At 65.5% G+C, this 15831-nt stretch carries 14 protein-coding genes and 3 tRNA genes; 7 read left to right on the top strand and 10 right to left on the bottom strand.

The window, feature by feature from the left end; genetic code table 11:
• Positions 1-4 precede the first annotated feature (4 nt).
• From EL388_RS07320 to EL388_RS07310, 3 genes are read left to right on the top strand one after another with little or no spacing between them, the layout of a single operon-like run.
• Positions 5-691 carry an ABC transporter ATP-binding protein gene (locus EL388_RS07320; protein WP_126461716.1) on the top strand — a complete coding sequence of 229 codons (687 nt, stop codon included), beginning with the start codon at positions 5-7 and terminating at the stop codon, positions 689-691.
• A complete protein-coding gene (locus EL388_RS07315) occupies positions 678-1886 on the top strand; it encodes an ABC transporter permease (protein ID WP_126461713.1) in 1209 nt (402 codons plus the stop codon). The genes EL388_RS07320 and EL388_RS07315 overlap by 14 nt, the downstream gene beginning before the upstream one ends.
• A gap of 4 nt (positions 1887-1890) precedes the next feature.
• Positions 1891-3090, top strand: a complete 1200-nt coding sequence (locus tag EL388_RS07310) for an ABC transporter permease (protein WP_126461710.1) — start codon at positions 1891-1893, stop codon at positions 3088-3090.
• Here EL388_RS07310 and EL388_RS07305 read toward each other — a convergent pair whose 3' ends face one another.
• The 10 genes from EL388_RS07305 to EL388_RS07260 all read right to left on the bottom strand — a co-directional run bounded on the left by EL388_RS07305 (position 3091) and on the right by EL388_RS07260 (position 12315).
• Complete coding sequence (locus tag EL388_RS07305) at positions 3091-4968, bottom strand: SurA N-terminal domain-containing protein (RefSeq protein WP_126461707.1); 1878 nt, start codon at positions 4966-4968, stop codon at positions 3091-3093.
• Between the two features lie 61 nt (positions 4969-5029).
• A tRNA-Asp gene (locus EL388_RS07300) sits at positions 5030-5106 on the bottom strand.
• An 18-nt stretch (positions 5107-5124) separates the two neighbouring features.
• Positions 5125-5200 (bottom strand) — tRNA-Val (locus EL388_RS07295).
• A 10-nt stretch (positions 5201-5210) separates the two neighbouring features.
• Positions 5211-5483, bottom strand: coding sequence for an HU family DNA-binding protein (locus EL388_RS07290; protein ID WP_126461704.1), 273 nt, complete (start codon positions 5481-5483; stop codon positions 5211-5213).
• A gap of 106 nt (positions 5484-5589) precedes the next feature.
• A complete protein-coding gene (gene lon / locus EL388_RS07285; protein ID WP_126461701.1) occupies positions 5590-8004 on the bottom strand; it encodes an endopeptidase La in 2415 nt (804 codons plus the stop codon).
• Positions 8005-8114: 110 nt separating this feature from the next.
• Positions 8115-9392 carry an ATP-dependent Clp protease ATP-binding subunit ClpX gene (gene clpX / locus EL388_RS07280; RefSeq protein WP_126461698.1) on the bottom strand — a complete coding sequence of 426 codons (1278 nt, stop codon included), beginning with the start codon at positions 9390-9392 and terminating at the stop codon, positions 8115-8117.
• Between the two features lie 45 nt (positions 9393-9437).
• On the bottom strand, positions 9438-10061 hold the full coding sequence (clpP, locus tag EL388_RS07275; protein ID WP_126461695.1) for an ATP-dependent Clp endopeptidase proteolytic subunit ClpP: 624 nt from the start codon (positions 10059-10061) through the stop codon (positions 9438-9440).
• Positions 10061-11365 (bottom strand): trigger factor, encoded by a 1305-nt coding sequence (gene tig, locus EL388_RS07270; RefSeq protein WP_126461692.1) that lies wholly within the window; start codon positions 11363-11365, stop codon positions 10061-10063. Before tig ends, clpP begins: the two co-directional genes overlap by 1 nt.
• A 500-nt stretch (positions 11366-11865) precedes the next feature.
• Positions 11866-12213, bottom strand: a complete 348-nt coding sequence (locus tag EL388_RS07265; protein WP_126461689.1) for a GlcG/HbpS family heme-binding protein — start codon at positions 12211-12213, stop codon at positions 11866-11868.
• A 17-nt stretch (positions 12214-12230) separates the two neighbouring features.
• A tRNA-Leu gene (locus tag EL388_RS07260) sits at positions 12231-12315 on the bottom strand.
• A 77-nt stretch (positions 12316-12392) separates the two neighbouring features.
• Here EL388_RS07260 and hpnC point away from each other — a divergent pair.
• The 4 genes from hpnC (at position 12393) to EL388_RS07240 (ending at position 15783) form a co-directional block, all read left to right on the top strand.
• On the top strand, positions 12393-13238 hold the full coding sequence (gene hpnC, locus EL388_RS07255) for a squalene synthase HpnC (RefSeq protein WP_126461686.1): 846 nt from the start codon (positions 12393-12395) through the stop codon (positions 13236-13238).
• Between the two features lie 15 nt (positions 13239-13253).
• Positions 13254-14087 carry a presqualene diphosphate synthase HpnD gene (gene hpnD, locus EL388_RS07250; RefSeq protein ID WP_126461684.1) on the top strand — a complete coding sequence of 278 codons (834 nt, stop codon included), beginning with the start codon at positions 13254-13256 and terminating at the stop codon, positions 14085-14087.
• Positions 14084-15373 carry a hydroxysqualene dehydroxylase HpnE gene (gene hpnE, locus EL388_RS07245; RefSeq protein ID WP_126461681.1) on the top strand — a complete coding sequence of 430 codons (1290 nt, stop codon included), beginning with the start codon at positions 14084-14086 and terminating at the stop codon, positions 15371-15373. The genes hpnD and hpnE overlap by 4 nt, the downstream gene beginning before the upstream one ends.
• A gap of 80 nt (positions 15374-15453) precedes the next feature.
• The gene (locus EL388_RS07240) at positions 15454-15783 is read left to right on the top strand and encodes a hypothetical protein (protein ID WP_126461678.1); all 330 of its coding nucleotides are present in this window, start codon (positions 15454-15456) and stop codon (positions 15781-15783) included.
• Positions 15784-15831 lie beyond the last annotated feature (48 nt).

Genomic DNA, 15831 nt, shown 5'->3' with positions numbered 1-15831 from the left:
CGGCATGATCGAGCTGACCGGCATCAGCCGGGTTTTCCATCTGGGCGACAGCGAGGTGCACGCCTTGCGCGACGTCGATTTGCGGATCGAGCAAGGCGAGTATCTCTCGGTCATGGGGCCGTCCGGTTCCGGCAAATCGACCCTGCTCAACATCCTCGGCCTGCTCGACCGGCCGACTGCCGGCCACTACAGCCTGAACGGCCGCAATGTCAGCGAACTGTCGAGCGATGAACAGGCGCGGGTGCGGCGGGAGCAGATCGGTTTCGTCTTCCAGGTCTTCCATCTGGTGCCACGGCTGACCGCGGCCGAGAATATCGCACTGCCCATGGTGCTGGCCGGCATTGCCGCGGAGGAGCGCGCGGCCAGGGTGCGTCAGGCCTTGGCCGACTACGATCTGGCCCAACGTGCCGAGCACCGGCCGGAGCAGCTTTCCGGCGGCCAGCGCCAGCGGGTCGCGATCGCCCGCGCCACGATCATGCGTCCCACGGTCATCCTGGCCGACGAGCCTACCGGCAACCTCGACCGGGCCAGCGGCAACGAGGCGATTCGATTGCTCGAATCGTTGAATGCCGGCGGCGTGACCCTGATCGTCGTGACCCACGACCCGGTCATCGGCGAACGCGCCCATCGCCGCCTGCGCATGGAAGATGGCCGCTTGGCGGCGGATACGCGCCATCATGAAGCCGACTGACGCCTTTTACTTCGCCAGCCGGGCCGCGCTCGGCTATCCCGTGCGCACCGGCTTGATGATGCTGGCCATGGCCATCGGCGTCGCCGCCGTGGTGGTGTTGACCGCCCTGGGCGAAGGCGCCCGCCGCTATGTGGTGTCGGAGTTCTCCTCGCTCGGCAGTAATCTGGTCATCGTCTTGCCCGGGCGCAGCCAGACCGGCGGGCTGGGGCCGAGCACCATGCTCGGCCAGAGCGAGCGCGACCTGACCCTGGACGATGCCCTGGCCCTGTTGCGTGCCGGCAGCGTTCGGCGGATCGCGCCGATCACCGTCGGCGTGGCTGAGGTTTCATACAGGGCCTTGAGCCGCGAGGCGACCGTGGTCGGCACCACGGCCGAATTCATCGAGGTGCGCCGGCTGCAGCTCGGCCAGGGCCATTTCTTCAGCCAGCAAGATCCGCGCAGCGCGGCGGCCGAATGCGTGCTGGGCGCGCTGCTGCGCGACGAGTTGTTCGGTCCGGAACCGGCCCTGGGCCGTTGGCTGCGCATCGGCGACCGCCGCTTCCGGGTGGTCGGGGTCATGGCGGCATCGGGCCAGGGTCTGGGCTTCAATACCGACGAGATCGTGATGGTGCCGGTGGCGGCGGCGCAGTCGATGTTCAACACCAACAAGCTGTTCCGCATCCTGGTCGAGGCCAAGGGGCGAGATGCGGTCGATGCCGCCAAGGACAGCGTCACTGCGATCATCAAGGCGCGGCACGAAAACAAGGAGGACGTGACGGTGATCACCCAGGATGCGGTGCTCGGCACCTTCGACCGCATCCTGACGGCCTTGACCATGGCCGTGGCCGGCATCGCCGCGGTCAGTCTGGCGGTGGCCGGCATCCTGGTCATGAACGTGATGCTGGTGGCGGTGACCCAACGCACCGCCGAGATCGGCCTGCTCAAGGCCCTGGGCGCCTCGAACGGCCATGTCCGCCTGCTCTTTTTCACCGAGGCGGCGCTGCTCTCGCTCGCCGGCGCCTTGCTCGGCCTGGCCCTGGGTGAGGGCGGCAGCGCGCTGTTGCGCCAGGTCTACCCCGCCCTGCCCGCCTATGCCCCGGCCTGGGCCAGCGCAGCCGGCATCGGCATCGCCTTGCTGACCGGCATCCTGTTCAGCATCCTGCCTGCCCGCCGGGCTGCCGGGCTGGACCCGGTGTCGGCTTTGTCCAAACGGTGATGCCATGTCGTGGCGCGACTTTCTGCAACTGACCACCCGCGCCCTGACCGCGCATCGGCTGCGCAGTTTCCTCACCCTGCTCGGCATTGCGGTCGGCATTGCCGCGGTGATCCTGCTCACCTCCATCGGCGAAGGCATCCACCGCTTCGTGCTGGACGAGTTCACCCAGTTCGGCACCAACGTGATCGGGGTCCATCCGGGCAAGACCATGACGCACGGCACGCCGGTCGGCGTGCTGGGCACGGTGCGGCCGATCACGCTGGAAGACAGCGAGGCCCTGGCGCGCCTGCCCAACATCGTGGCCGCCACGCCGATGGTGCAAGGCAACGCCGAGGTCGAGGCGAACGGCCGGGTGCGGCGCACCACCATCTATGGCGTCGGCCCGGCCATGGCCCGAACTTTCAAGATGAAGGTGGCGATCGGCAGTTTCCTGCCGCCGGACGATGTGCACAACCCGCGCACCTATGCCGTGCTCGGCAGCAAGATGCGGCAGGAATTGTTCGGTAGTCGCAGCCCCCTGGGCGAGCGCCTGCGCATCGGCGGCTCGCGCTACCGCATCGTCGGCGTGATGGAGTCCAAGGGCCAGGTGCTGGGTGTCGATCTCGACGACAGCGTGTTCATCCCCGCGGCCCGCGGCCTGGCGCTGTTCAATCGGGAGGGGCTGATCGAGGTCGATGTCAGCTACGAGGCGGGCCTGTCCAGCGCCCACGTCGCGGAGCAAATCAAGCGCCTCATGATCGCCCGCCACGGCCGCGAGGACTTCACCATCATCACCCAGGAGGACATGCTGCGCACCCTGTCCAACGTGCTCGACATCCTGACCTTCGCGGTCGGCGCCTTGGGCGGCATTTCGCTCCTGGTCGGCGGGGTGGGCATCGTCACCATCATGACCATCGCGGTGAGCGAACGGACCAACGAGGTGGGCCTGCTCCTGGCGCTGGGCGCGCAGCGGCGGACCGTGCTCGGCCTGTTTCTCGGCGAGGCGATCCTGCTCGCCGCGATCGGCGGGGTGTTCGGCTTGCTGCTGGGGACCGGGCTGGCCCAGTTGCTGCACCTGGCGGTGCCGGCGCTGCCGGTGCATACGCCCTGGACCTTCGTCCTGGCGGCCGAGACCCTCGCCGCCCTGATCGGACTGACGGCCGGCGTGTTGCCGGCCCGCCGCGCTGCCCGCCTCGACCCGGTCGAGGCGCTCAGGGCAGAGTGATTATTCGGTCTTCTCGCTCAGGCTGGCCTGATTGATCTCGACCTTGAAGCGTTGCTTCAGGCCGTCGAGGTAGGCCCGCATCTCGGTCTGGGCAACCAGGCGCTGTAGGTCGCGCCGCATCTGTTTCAACTGCTCCGGCGGCACCTCGCCCTCGCTGACCCGGTTGATCCGGTACAGGCGATAACCGTCGGTCGTTTCAACGCCGACCCAGGCCGGCAGCTTGGCGGCATCGGCCTTGAAGATGGCGCGCACCGAGACCGGCGGCAGATTGAGCGGCCGCATGCGCGACAGGTTCATCGGCGCCGACAGGCCGGAGGGGTCGCGGCCGTTCTGCGCCGCCTGCAGGGCCTGCTGGCCGGCCTCGACCGCCTTCTTCTTGGCCGTCTCGACCTGAAGCTTGAGCCGGATAGCCGGAGCAATCTCGGCCAGCGGCCGGGTGCTGGCCGGACGATGTTCCAGCACCCGGGCGGCGACCAGAGTGTTGGGCGCGACTTCGATCGCCTCGGTGTTCTGCTTCTTGTTCAGGCTGTCGCTGGCGAACAGCGCTTCCATCAGCCGCGGGTTGTTGAGGATGGCCGGCTCGGCCCGGCCGGCGCTGATCCAGCCGCTCTCCTCCACCTTGAGCTTGAATTCACGTGCCGCCGGCTGCAGGCTGTCCGGCTGCTCATAGACCAGATTGCTGAAACGCTCGGCCAGCTCGGCGAACCGGCGGGCGGCCTCCTGATCGCGCAGTTCCTGGATGATCGCGCCCCGGACCGTCTCGTAGGGTGCGACGCTGCCGCCGCTGATGCCGTCCAGGCGGATGATGTGATAGCCGAACGGGCTCTCGACCAGGCCGCTGATCTCGCCCACCTTCATCTGGAAGGCGGCATCGGCAAAGGGCTTGACCATCATGTCGCGGGTGAAGCTGCCCAGGTTGCCGCCCTGCGCGGCGGAGCCCGGGTCGTCGGAGTACTGCTTGGCCAGTTCGGCGAAACGGGCCGGCTTGGCCTTGATCTCTTGCAGCACCTTCTCGGCCTTCGCCTTGGCGGCGGCTTTGGCCTGCGCGTCCTGGCCAGCCTGGATCAGGATGTGGCTGGCGCGCCGGCTCTCGGGCTGCTGGTAGCGCGCCTTGTTCGCCTCGTAGGCTTGGCGGGCGGCGGCCTCGCCGACCTGAATCTGGCCCTTGATCGTGTCCTGCGACAACACCAGGTATTGCACGCGCACCTGGGCCGGAACGGCGTAATCCTGCTTCTTGGCCTCGTAGGCTTGGGCGACCGCCTGGTCGTCGATCTTGATCAGATTGATGAAGGCCTTGCTGTCATAGATGACCTCATTCACTTCCCGCTGTTGCGACAAGAGCTTGGCCAGTTGGGTGGTGCCGGTGTTCGAGGCCAGGGCGCCTTCGCCGTAGGCGAACTGCAGCTGCCGCAGCAACAGGTCCTGCTGCACCATTTGCAGCAGCTTCTGCTGGCTCCAACCGCGGCTCTTGAGGAAGGCATCGAGCCGGGCCTGGGAGAACTGGCCGTTTTCCTGGAATAGTTCGATGCCTGCCAGATAGGCGTTGAGCTGCTCTTGGCTGACGGCGAAGCCGGCGTCCTTCGAGGCCTGGGTGAGCAGCTGGACGTCGATCAACTGATCGACCACCTGCTGGCGCAGCGCCTTGTCCAGTTCAGCCGGGGCCTTGTCCCTGAGGCCGAGTGCCTCGCGTTGTTGCTTGAGCGCCTCGAAAAATTCGCGTTGGCTGATCTCGCTCGTGCCGACCGTGGCGACGGCAGGCTCCTTGCCGCCGCCTTGGAAGTACCAGTCGATGCCCCAAAGGGCGAAGGCAACGGCGATGAGGCCCAGAATGATCCTGGCGATCCAGCCTTGGGCGCGTTCTCGGATGGCTTCAAGCATGATGTCGTGTCTCTAGTTGGCAAAAAAAAGGCGAACACGCGGTTCGCCTTTTTGGTGTTGCTGGCGGAGTGGACGGGACTCGAACCCGCGACCCCCGGCGTGACAGGCCGGTATTCTAACCGACTGAACTACCACTCCAAATCACTTCGTTGCCACTGGTGGGTGCTGACGGGATCGAACCGCCGACATTCGCCTTGTAAGGGCGACGCTCTACCAGCTGAGCTAAGCACCCGGAAAGCCCGCTAGTTTACTGCATCCTTCAGGGCCTTGCCAGCGCGAAACTTCGGCACTTTGGCCGCCTTGATCTTGATGGTGGCACCGGTGCGGGGGTTGCGACCGCTGCGGGCGGCGCGCTTGCCGATGTAGAAGCTACCGAAGCCCACCAGGGTGACCATGTCGCCTTTCTTCAGTGCCTTTTTCACGGCTTCCATGGTGGCGTCGAGCGCGCGACCGGCGGCAGCCTTGGAAATGTCGGCAGAGTTGGCGATGGCATCGATCAGTTCAGACTTGTTCACGGAGATCCCCCTTTTCCTTTGATGAAAACGCGCAGCAGCGCTGCGCGGAACTTTTATAGCAAGCCGCAAAAAGCGGTGTCAAGCGCTTTCGCGCCTGAACACCGCGTCAATGCTTGATTACAGCGGGGGTTTCCTCTTGCGCGGCGACCGGGGCGGCACTTTCTTCGGCTTCCTCGGTCAGCGGTTCCGGTTTGCGTTCGAGCGCCGAATCCAGCACTTGCTCGATCCACTTCACCGGGCGGATGTCGAGGCGGTTCTTGATGTTCTCCGGAATCTCGACCAGATCCTTCACGTTGCCTTCCGGGATCAGCACGATCTTGATGCCACCGCGATGCGCCGCCAGCAGCTTCTCCTTCAGGCCGCCGATCGGCAGCACCTCGCCGCGCAGGGTGATCTCGCCGGTCATCGCGACATCGCAACGCACGGGGATGCCGGTCATGGCCGAGACCATGGCGGTGCACAGCGCGATGCCCGCGCTGGGGCCGTCCTTGGGCGTGGCGCCTTCGGGCAAATGGATGTGCATGTCGTTCTTCTCGAAGGCCTCGGTCTTGATGCCAAGCATCTTGGCGCGGCTGCGCACCACGGTGCGGGCGGCCTCGACCGATTCCTTCATCACGTCACCCAACTGGCCGGTGCGGATGACCCCGCCCTTGCCCGACATCAGGGTCGACTCGATGGTGAGCAGCTCGCCGCCAACCTCGGTCCAGGCCAGACCCGTGACCTGGCCCACCTGGTTGACCTTCTCGGCCATGCCATAGGTGTACTTGTGCACGCCCAGGTATTTCTCCAGGTTCTTGTTGGTGACGTTGATCTTGCCCCGTGCCTTCTTCAGCTGATGCGCCGTGGCCGCCTTGCGGCAGATCTTGGCGATCTCGCGCTCGAGATTGCGCACGCCGGACTCGCGGGTGTAATAGCGCACGACGTCGCGCAGGGCGCTTTCGGCGATGTGCAGCTCGGCATCGGTCAGGCCGTTGTTCTTCATCTGCTTGGGCAGCAGATAGCGCTCGGCGATGTTGATCTTCTCGTCCTCGGTGTAGCCGGACAGCCGGATTACCTCCATCCGGTCGAGCAGCGGCGCGGGAATGTTCATCGAGTTGGCGGTGGCGACGAACATCACGTCGGACAGGTCGAAGTCGACCTCGGCGTAGTGGTCCTGGAAGGTGTGGTTCTGCTCGGGGTCGAGCACCTCCAACAGGGCCGACGAGGGATCGCCGCGGAAGTCCTGGCCCATCTTGTCCACTTCGTCGAGCAGGAACAGCGGATTGCGCACGCCGGTCTTGGTCAGGCTCTGCAGGATCTTGCCCGGCATGGAGCCGATGTAGGTCCGGCGGTGGCCGCGGATCTCGGCCTCATCGCGCACGCCGCCCAGGGCCATGCGCACGAACTTGCGGTTGGTGGCGCGGGCGATGGACTGGCCGAGCGAGGTCTTGCCCACGCCGGGGGGGCCGACCAGGCAGAGGATCGGGCCCTTGAGCTTGTCCACCCGCTGTTGCACGGCCAGGTATTCAAGGATGCGTTCCTTGACCTTCTCCAGGCCGTAGTGCTCGTGCTCCAGCACGTCCTCGGCCTTGGCCAGATCCTTGCTGATCTTGGTCTTCTTCTTCCAGGGCAGGTTGACCAGGGTGTCGATGTAGGTGCGCACCACGGTGGCCTCGGCCGACATCGGCGACATCATGCGCAGCTTCTTCAGCTCCGCTTCGGCCTTCTTGGTGGCCTCTTTCGACATGTGGGCGGCCTTGATCTTCTTCTCCAGTTCGTCGAGCTCGGCGCCCTCCTCGATCTCGCCCAGTTCCTTCTGAATCGCCTTGACCTGCTCGTTCAGGTAGTACTCGCGCTGGCTCTTTTCCATCTGGCGCTTGACCCGGCCGCGGATGCGCTTCTCGACCTGAAGGATGTCGATCTCGGCCTCCATGAAGCCCATCAGGTGATCGAGCCGGCTCTTGAGGTCGAACATCTCCAGGATGGCCTGCTTCTGTTCGAGCTTGAGCGGCAGGTGGGCGGCGATGGTGTCGGCCAGACGGCCGCCGTCGTCGATGCCGGCCAGCGAGGCCATGATCTCGGGCGGGATCTTCTTGTTCAGCTTGACGTAGTTGTCGAACTGGGCCAGCAGCGCGCGGCGCATGGCCTCGATCTCGGTGTCCTCCCAACCCTCCTCGCCTTCGGCCAGAGGTTCGGCGGTACCGGTGAAATGGCTCTTCTCATCGGTGAAATCGCTGATGCGCACCCGCTGGTTGCCTTCGACCAGCACCTTCACGGTGCCATCGGGCAGTTTCAGCATTTGCAGCACGCTGGCGACCGCACCGATCTGGTACATGTCCTCGAAGCTGGGTTCGTCCTTGGCCGCGGATTTCTGGGCGACCAGCAGGATGTGCTTGCCCGCCTCCATGGCCACTTCCAGGGCCTTGATCGATTTCGGCCGGCCGACGAAGAGCGGGATGACCATGTGGGGGAATACCACCACATCGCGCAGGGGCAGGAGCGGCAGGGTGACCGGACTGGTGTAAAGGGCAGATTGGCTCATGGACGATCCTCAACGGTTTTGCCGCAATATGACAACACTGTCTATCTGGTGCCGCCGGCGCCTATTTCAAGCGCCGGCGGGCACACGGATCGAAGGCAGCCCGGCTACTCTCAGGACGAGGCGACCTTGGGCTCCTTGGCAGACTCGGAGTAGATGAGCAGGGGCTGGCCCTCGCCCGTGATGACTTTCTCATCGACCACCGCCTTTTCCACGTTTTCCAGGCTGGGCAGGTCGAACATGATGTCCAGCAGGGCGTGTTCGATGATCGAACGCAGGCCGCGGGCACCGGTCTTGCGTTCCAGCGCGCGCTTGGCGATGGCCAGGAGTGCCTCTTCCCGGAATTCCAGCTCGACGCCTTCCATCTTGAACAGCTTCTGGAACTGGCGGGTCAGCGCGTTCTTCGGCTCCGTCAGGATCTGGACCAGGGCCTGCTCGTCGAGTTCCTCGAGGGTGGCGATCACCGGCAGACGGCCGACGAATTCCGGGATCAGGCCGTACTTGATCAGGTCCTCGGGCTCGACGTTGCGCAGGGTCTCGCCGATGTCCTTGCGGTCGTCCTTGCTCTTGACCTCGACGCCGAAGCCGATGCCCGATTTCTCGGTCCGATTGCGGATCACCTTGTCCAGGCCGCTGAAGGCGCCGCCGACGATGAACAGGATGTTGGTGGTGTCGACCTGGATGTATTCCTGGTTCGGATGCTTGCGGCCGCCCTGGGGCGGCACCGAGGCGGTGGTGCCCTCGATCAGTTTGAGCAGGGCCTGCTGCACGCCCTCGCCCGAGACATCGCGGGTGATCGAGGGGTTGTCCGACTTGCGCGAGATCTTGTCGATCTCGTCGATGTAGACGATGCCGGTGCGGGCCTTTTCCACATCGTAGTCGCACTTCTGCAGCAGCTTCTGGATGATGTTCTCGACGTCCTCGCCGACATAGCCGGCCTCGGTCAGCGTGGTGGCGTCGGCGATGACGAAGGGCACGTTGAGCAGCCGGGCCAGGGTCTGGGCCAGCAGGGTCTTGCCGGAGCCGGTCGGGCCGATGAGCAGGATGTTGCTCTTGGCCAGTTCGACATCGTCGTCTTTGCCCGCGCCGGGTTCGCGCAGACGCTTGTAGTGGTTGTAGACGGCCACGGCCAGCGCCTTTTTCGCCAGATCCTGGCCGATCACGTACTGATCGAGGGCCTGGCGCAGCTCTTTGGGGGTCGGCAGGCCGGATTCGCCCTCCTTGCCCTCCTTCGCGCCCAGGATCTCTTCGCGGATGATGTCGTTGCACAGTTCCACGCACTCGTCGCAGATGAACACCGAGGGGCCGGCGATCAGCTTGCGCACCTCGTGCTGGCTCTTGCCGCAGAAGGAGCAGTACAGAAGTTTGTCGTTACCTTGGTTGTCGGACATCGCGTTCTAATCCAGCCTCAGAATACCTGAATAATTAAGTCAAGTTTAAGCGGCTTGACCGCGGTTGGCTAGCACTTTGTCGACGAGGCCATATTTCACGGCCTCGTCGGCGCCCATGAAGAAGTCGCGGTCGGTGTCGCGCTCGATGGTCTCCAGCGGCTGGCCAGTGTGTTTGGCCAGCATGTCGTTCAGGCGGGCGCGCAGATACAGGATCTCCTTGGCGTGGATCTCGATGTCCGAGGCCTGACCCTGGAAGCCGCCCAGGGGCTGGTGGATCATGACCCGGGAATTGGGCAGGGCAAAGCGCTTGCCATTGGCGCCGGCGGCCAGGAGGAAGGCGCCCATGCTGGCGGCCTGGCCGATGCACAAGGTGGAGACATCGGGCTTGATGAACTGCATGGTGTCGTAGATGCCCATGCCGGCGGTGACCGAGCCGCCCGGGGAGTTGATGTAGAGGAAGATGTCCTTGTCCGGGTTCTCCGACTCCAGGAACAGGAGCTGGGCCACCACCAGGTTGGCGGTGGTGTCGTTCACCGGCCCCACCAGGAACACCACCCGCTCCTTGAGCAGGCGGGAATAGATGTCATAGGCGCGCTCGCCGCGGCCGCTTTGTTCGATGACCATCGGGATGTACCCGAGGCCGGACGGCTCCTGAGTCCACTGGCTCATTAGGCTTTCCCCATCAAGGTTTCCATGCTCATCGCCTCGTCGGTGACCTGCGCCCGTTCCAGGACCCAGCTGACGATGTTCTCTTCCAGCACCAGGGATTGGGCCTCGCGCAGGCGATCCGGCGCTTCATAGTACCACGCGACCACCTCGGCCGGATGCTCGTAGCTCTGGGCGAATTCCTCGACCATCGCCTTGACCTGTGCCTCGGTCGCCACGATGTTGTGGGCCCGGGCCAACTCGTTCAGCAACAGGCTGATGGCGACCCGGCGCTGGGCCTGGGCCTCGAATACCTCGTCGCTCAGCTTGATGTCCTCGGCCTTCATGCCGCGGGCGCGCAGGTCGTTGACGGCGCGTTCGAGCATGGTCCGGCGCTCCATGGCGACCAGGCCCTTGGGCACGTCGAACGGCATGGCCTTGATCAGGCCGTCCATCACCTGCTCCTTGACCCGGCTCATGATCCGGCGCTTGGCCTCGCGCTTGAGGTTGTCGGCGATATCCTGGCGCAGCTTGGCCACACCGCCCTGGTGCACGCCCATGCTGGCGGCGAAGGCATCGTCCACCTCGGGCAGCACGGCTTCGTGCACCGATTTCACGGTGGCCTCGAAGGTGGCGGTCTTGCCCGCGACTTCCTTGCCGAAGTAATCGGCCGGGAAGGTCACGTCGAATTTCTTGGTCTCGCCGGCCTTCATACCTTCCAGCGCGCCCTCGAACTCCTTCAGGGTGCGGCCCTGGCCCAGCACCACCGGCAGGTCCTTGCCCTCGCCGCCCTGGAACACCTCGCCGTCGATGCGGCCGACGTAGTCGACATGGACCCGGTCGCCGGCCTTGGCGGCACGGTCCACCGGCTGGTAGTGCAGGCGCTGTTTGCGCAGCACTTCGATGGTGCGGTCGATGTCGGCCTCGGTCACATCGACCACCGGACGGTTGACCTGGATCTGGCCGACGTCGCCCAGTTTGATCTCGGGGAAGACCTCGAAGGTGGCCTTGAACGAGAGCTCGGCGGCATCTGGCTCGGCGCTGGCCATCTCGAAATTGGGGTAGCCGGCGACTTTGATCTCCTGCTCGCGCACGCTGTCGAAGAAGCGCTTCTGCAGGGCCTCGCCCAGGACATCGCCGCGAACCTCGGCGCCATAACGAGCCTGGACCATCTTCATCGGGGCCTTGCCGGGACGGAAACCGTCCATCTTCACCGAACGGGACAGTTTTTGCAGACGCTTGGCCACTTCGGATTCGATCTCGGCCGTGGGCAGGTTCAGGGTCAGGCGGCGCTCCAGGCCGGCCAGGGTTTCAACGGTGGTTTGCATCATGTTTCCTTGTCGAGCTAAGGCTTGCGCCAATCGCCGCGCCCCGGCGGAATGACGGTTGTCGCGGTAATAGGCTGATAAATATCAGGAAATCCGGACCCTCCGGGGTGCTGTCAGCGGGGTTGAAGCGGCGGTTCCGGACCTTCCCAAACAACCGGGAGAATACCACGAAAGCCGGCCCGGATTGGCCCCGCAGGCGGTGGGGATTGGCTTTAGAGCCTATTTCAGTAGGAAACATATCCCGTGCCGGTTGCCTGCGGGATGCAGTGCAAGGCGCGGGGGGCGAAGTGTAGTCATTCTCCACGAGCCACCCGCAACGCGGCAATGCACCCTGAAGGGCATAAACGCCCGCAGACGGCCGGCCCTTCGGGTTGAGGCCAGGATCGGCGTCTGCGGCGTTGCGCCGCTTGTCGATGGAACGACCATCGACTGCGCGACGCGCCTTGCATCCATCCGATCCTGGTCTCAATACGGGGTATATTTCCTACTGAAATAGGCTCTTAGTCCAGCAGCGCGGCGGCGCCGGCGGCGGCGACCAGTCCGCCCTCGGCCGGCAGCACGCCGGGCAGGCCGAGCACGCCCAGACGGCCGCCGGTGAGGGCGTCGGACCAGGCCAGGGTCGGCCGCTTGAAGGCCACGGCCGCCTCGGCCTTGGCCAGGGCGATGTCGACGCTGCCGTGCTGGGCACCGTCCAGGCGCGACAGGCAGAGCAGATGGCCGCCGTCGTCGACCACGGCGATCACCACCGGCCAACGCTGCTTCATGGCTTCGGCCTCGGCCGCCGCCAACACCTGTTTGGCGGCCGACAGGGTAAGCGCGGCCTTCTGTTTGATCAGCTTGTCGGACATGCCTTTATATTTATCCATGGTGCGGAAGACAGGACTCGAACCTGCACACCTTGCGGCGCTGGAACCTAAATCCAGTGCGTCTACCAATTCCGCCACTTCCGCGAAGCGCGAAGTGTAATATACCGCCTCCCCAGTGTCAGGCTTGATCTGACGCCGTTTCGCACAAGGTTCGCTTCGACATGACTGACGCCCAGTCGTCCCGCCCCACCCTGGTCAACGTCGGCCACTATGAAAACTTTCCGGTGGCCTCGGTCTTCCTGCCCCGCCGACTGCGCCGGCCGATCCAAGCCATCTACCGCTTCGCCCGCGCCGCCGACGACATCGCCGACGAGGGCGATGCGCCAGCCGAGGCGCGTCTGGCCGAACTCGAGGCCTTCCGCGAACAACTGCGGGCGCTGGAACGCGGCGAAGCCGTCACGCATCCGATCTTCGTCGAGCTGGGCGAGGCCATCCGCCGGCACGATCTGCCCTTCCAGTTGTTCCACGACCTGCTCGACGCCTTCGCCCAGGATTGCAGCAAGACCCGCTATGCCGATTTCGGCGAGGTCATGGCCTATTGCCGCAAGTCGGCCAATCCCATCGGCCGATTGCTGCTCAAGCTCTACGGCGCCGACGCCCCGCGCAACCAGGCCTATTCCGACGGCATCTGCTCGGCCTTGCAAATCATCAACTTCCTGCAGGATGTTGCCGTCGATTGGCAAAAGAACCGCATCTATTTTCCGCAGGACGAGATGGCCCGCTACGGCATCAGCGAGCGTCAGATCGCCGAGGGCCGCAGCGACGGTCTATGGCAAATATTCATGCGCGAGCAGATCGAGCGCGCGCGCAAGCTGCTGGCCGCCGGCGCCCCGCTCGGCCGGGTGCTCAAGGGCCGCATCGGCTTCGAGATGCGGCTGATCATCCTCGGCGGCGAGCGCATCCTGTATAAACTGCATCGCAGCCACGGCGACATGTTCAGCCAGCGGCCGAAGCTGGGCCTGGGCGACTGGCTCTACATGCTCTGGCGTGCCTTGAGGAAAAAATAAAACAAAGAGATACGGATGGACGTTCATCAATATTGCCAGGACAAGGCCGCCGCCAGCGGCTCCAGTTTCTATTACAGCTTCCGTTTCCTGCCACTCGAACGGCGGCGGGCGATCACGGCCTTCTACGCCTTTTGCCGCGAGGTCGACGACGTGGCCGACGAATGCCGGGAGCCGGCGGTGGCTCAGGCCAAGCTCGACTGGTGGCGGGCCGAGGTCGAGCGGCTGTATGCCGGCCAGCCCGGCCACCCGGTGACCCAGGCCCTGCGATCGGCGGTGGCCGCCTTCGATCTGCCCAAGGAAGCCCTGCTCGAAATCCTCGATGGCATGGAGATGGACATCCACCAGCATCGCTATCCGGATTTCCGCGAACTGCGCCTGTATTGCCACCGGGTGGCCGGCGTGGTCGGCGAGGTGGCGGCCCAGATCTTCGGTTATCAGGAGCGCGCCACCCAAAAATATGCCGCCCTGCTCGGCCTGGCCTTCCAGCTCACCAACATCATCCGCGACGTCGGCGAGGATGCCCGGCGCGGCCGGATCTATCTGCCGCAGGATGAACTGGCCCGTTTCGGCGTGACCGAGGCCAACATCCTGCAGGGCCGGGAGACCGAAGCCTTTCGGCAGCTCATGGAATTTCAATACCAGCGTGCCGAGGGTTTCTATCGCCAGGCCCTGGCCAGCCTGCCCGCGGCCGACCGCAAGGCCCAGCGCCCGGGCCTGATCATGGCCGCGATCTACCGCACCCTGCTCGACGAGATCCGGCGCGCGGGCTTTCCGGTGCTGCGCGGCCGGGTCGCGCTGACGCCCCTGCGCAAGCTCTGGATCGCCTGGCGCACCTGGGTGTTTGCGTGAGGGGCGAGGCGATTGCCGTCATCGGCGGCGGTTGGGCCGGCCTGGCCTGCGCCGTGGAACTGGCCGCGCGGGGCCGGCGCGTCACGCTGTTCGAGGCGGCCAAGCAACTGGGCGGTCGGGCGCGCCGGGTCGACTGGAACGACATCGCCATCGACAACGGCCAGCACATCCTGATCGGTGCCTATCGGCAGACCCTGCGCCTCCTGGCGCGGGTCGGCAGCGACGGTCTGCTGGAACGGCGACCGCTCGAATTTAACCAGCCGCCGCGGTTGCGCCTCGCCCTGCCCCGTCTGCCGGCCCCCTTGCATGTCGCCCTTGGCCTGGCCCGTGCCCGGGGACTCGCCTGGGGCGACAAGCTGGCCGCCGCCCGTTTCATCCGGGCCCTGAAGCGGCAGCGCTATCGCCTGCCGGCCGACACCACCGTCGCCGGCCTGCTCGAGCGCCATGACCAGACCCCGGCACTCGTCCGCCGCCTGTGGGAGCCGATCTGCTTGGCTGCCCTCAACACCCCGCTGGAGCAGGCCTCGGCCCAGGTCTTCTGCAACGTGCTGCGCGACAGCCTGGGCGGCGACCGGGCGGCGAGCGATCTTTTGCTGCCGCGCGCCGACCTTGGCCGCCTGCTGCCCGATGCCGCGGCAGCCTATCTGGCAAGCCATGGCGGCGAGGTTCGACTTGGCCGCCGGATCGAAGGCATCGAGCGGACAAGTGGCGGCTACCGATTGAGCGGCGCCGACCGGACCTTCAGTCATGTCGTCTGTGCCACCTCGCCTGCACAATTGCCCGAATTGCTGGCCGGCCTGCCCGAGCTGGAGCCGGTGCGGCGCATGGTGGCGGCCTATGGCTACCAGCCGATCGAGACCCTGTGGCTGCGCTTTGATCAAGACCTGAATCTGCCCTTGCCCATGCTCGGCCTCGATCACGGCCCTGGCCAGTGGCTGTTCGAGCGCCGCGATCTGGCGCCGGGCCTGGCCAGCGTGGTGATCAGCGCCGAGGGACCGCATCTCGAAGTGGCCAAACCGGCCTTGCTTGCGGCCGTGCTCGAGCAGATGCGCCAGGCCCTGGGGCCGCTGCCGCCCTTGCGCGACCACCTGAGCATCGTCGAGAAGCGCGCCACCTTCGCCGCCGTCCCCGACCTGCCGCGGCCTGAGATGGTCACCGCCCTGCCCGGCCTTTATCTTGCCGGCGACCATGTCCACAGCGATTACCCGGCCACCCTGGAAGGCGCGGTGCGCAGCGGTGTCGCCTGCGCGCGGGCGATTCTGGCCGAGGCGGCAACAAGCCGTTAACAGTTTGTTGCCGCCTGAAACCCCTGTATCAGGGGGCCGGGCCTAGAGTGAGGTCGTTCCCCACCCACCAGGAGACGACCATGAAGCAAGCCCTGTTGAGCCTCATCCTGATCTGCCTGAGCGGTCTGGCCGCTGCCGCGCCCGCCGGGGAGGCTCAAACGCCGATGCTGGACAAGCTGAAGGCGATCGAATCGGACAGCCATCGCAGCCGCATCCGTATCCTCGAAGAGGCCGACCGCTGCATCGAGGCGGCCAACACGGCGCAGGCCTACCGCGACTGTGAGCGGAAAGAGAAGCAGGCCCGCGAACATCTGCGGGAAGAACTGCGGCCCCGGCATCAGGCCTTGCGCCAGGAGGCGCGGCAATGGCGGCAGTCGCGCCAAACGGAGGGGATGTCGACAAAACCCTGATTAAAGTAGGGGCGGCGGCTGCGCCGCCGCCTGATATACTGCCGGCCT

It is taken from the genome of Sulfuritortus calidifontis, assembly GCF_003967275.1.
GTDB lineage: Bacteria > Pseudomonadota > Gammaproteobacteria > Burkholderiales > Thiobacillaceae > Sulfuritortus > Sulfuritortus calidifontis.
Note: the sequence above shows the minus strand (reverse complement) of the source record. Positions and strands in the feature narration are given on the sequence as shown.

Excerpts from the sequence above, each read along its gene's own strand:
- clpP (WP_126461695.1), bottom strand. The coding sequence starts at position 10,061 with ATGAGCCAGTGGACTCAGGAGCCGTCCGGCCTCGGGTACATCCCGATG.
- EL388_RS07315 (WP_126461713.1), top strand. The coding sequence starts at position 678 with ATGAAGCCGACTGACGCCTTTTACTTCGCCAGCCGGGCCGCGCTCGGC.
- EL388_RS07305 (WP_126461707.1), bottom strand. The coding sequence starts at position 4,968 with ATGCTTGAAGCCATCCGAGAACGCGCCCAAGGCTGGATCGCCAGGATC.
- EL388_RS07310 (WP_126461710.1), top strand. The coding sequence starts at position 1,891 with ATGTCGTGGCGCGACTTTCTGCAACTGACCACCCGCGCCCTGACCGCG.
- EL388_RS07320 (WP_126461716.1), top strand. The coding sequence starts at position 5 with ATGATCGAGCTGACCGGCATCAGCCGGGTTTTCCATCTGGGCGACAGC.
- tig (WP_126461692.1), bottom strand. The coding sequence starts at position 11,365 with ATGCAAACCACCGTTGAAACCCTGGCCGGCCTGGAGCGCCGCCTGACC.
- lon (WP_126461701.1), bottom strand. The coding sequence starts at position 8,004 with ATGAGCCAATCTGCCCTTTACACCAGTCCGGTCACCCTGCCGCTCCTG.
- EL388_RS07265 (WP_126461689.1), bottom strand. The coding sequence starts at position 12,213 with ATGTCCGACAAGCTGATCAAACAGAAGGCCGCGCTTACCCTGTCGGCC.
- hpnC (WP_126461686.1), top strand. The coding sequence starts at position 12,393 with ATGACTGACGCCCAGTCGTCCCGCCCCACCCTGGTCAACGTCGGCCAC.
- EL388_RS07240 (WP_126461678.1), top strand. The coding sequence starts at position 15,454 with ATGAAGCAAGCCCTGTTGAGCCTCATCCTGATCTGCCTGAGCGGTCTG.
- clpX (WP_126461698.1), bottom strand. The coding sequence starts at position 9,392 with ATGTCCGACAACCAAGGTAACGACAAACTTCTGTACTGCTCCTTCTGC.
- hpnD (WP_126461684.1), top strand. The coding sequence starts at position 13,254 with ATGGACGTTCATCAATATTGCCAGGACAAGGCCGCCGCCAGCGGCTCC.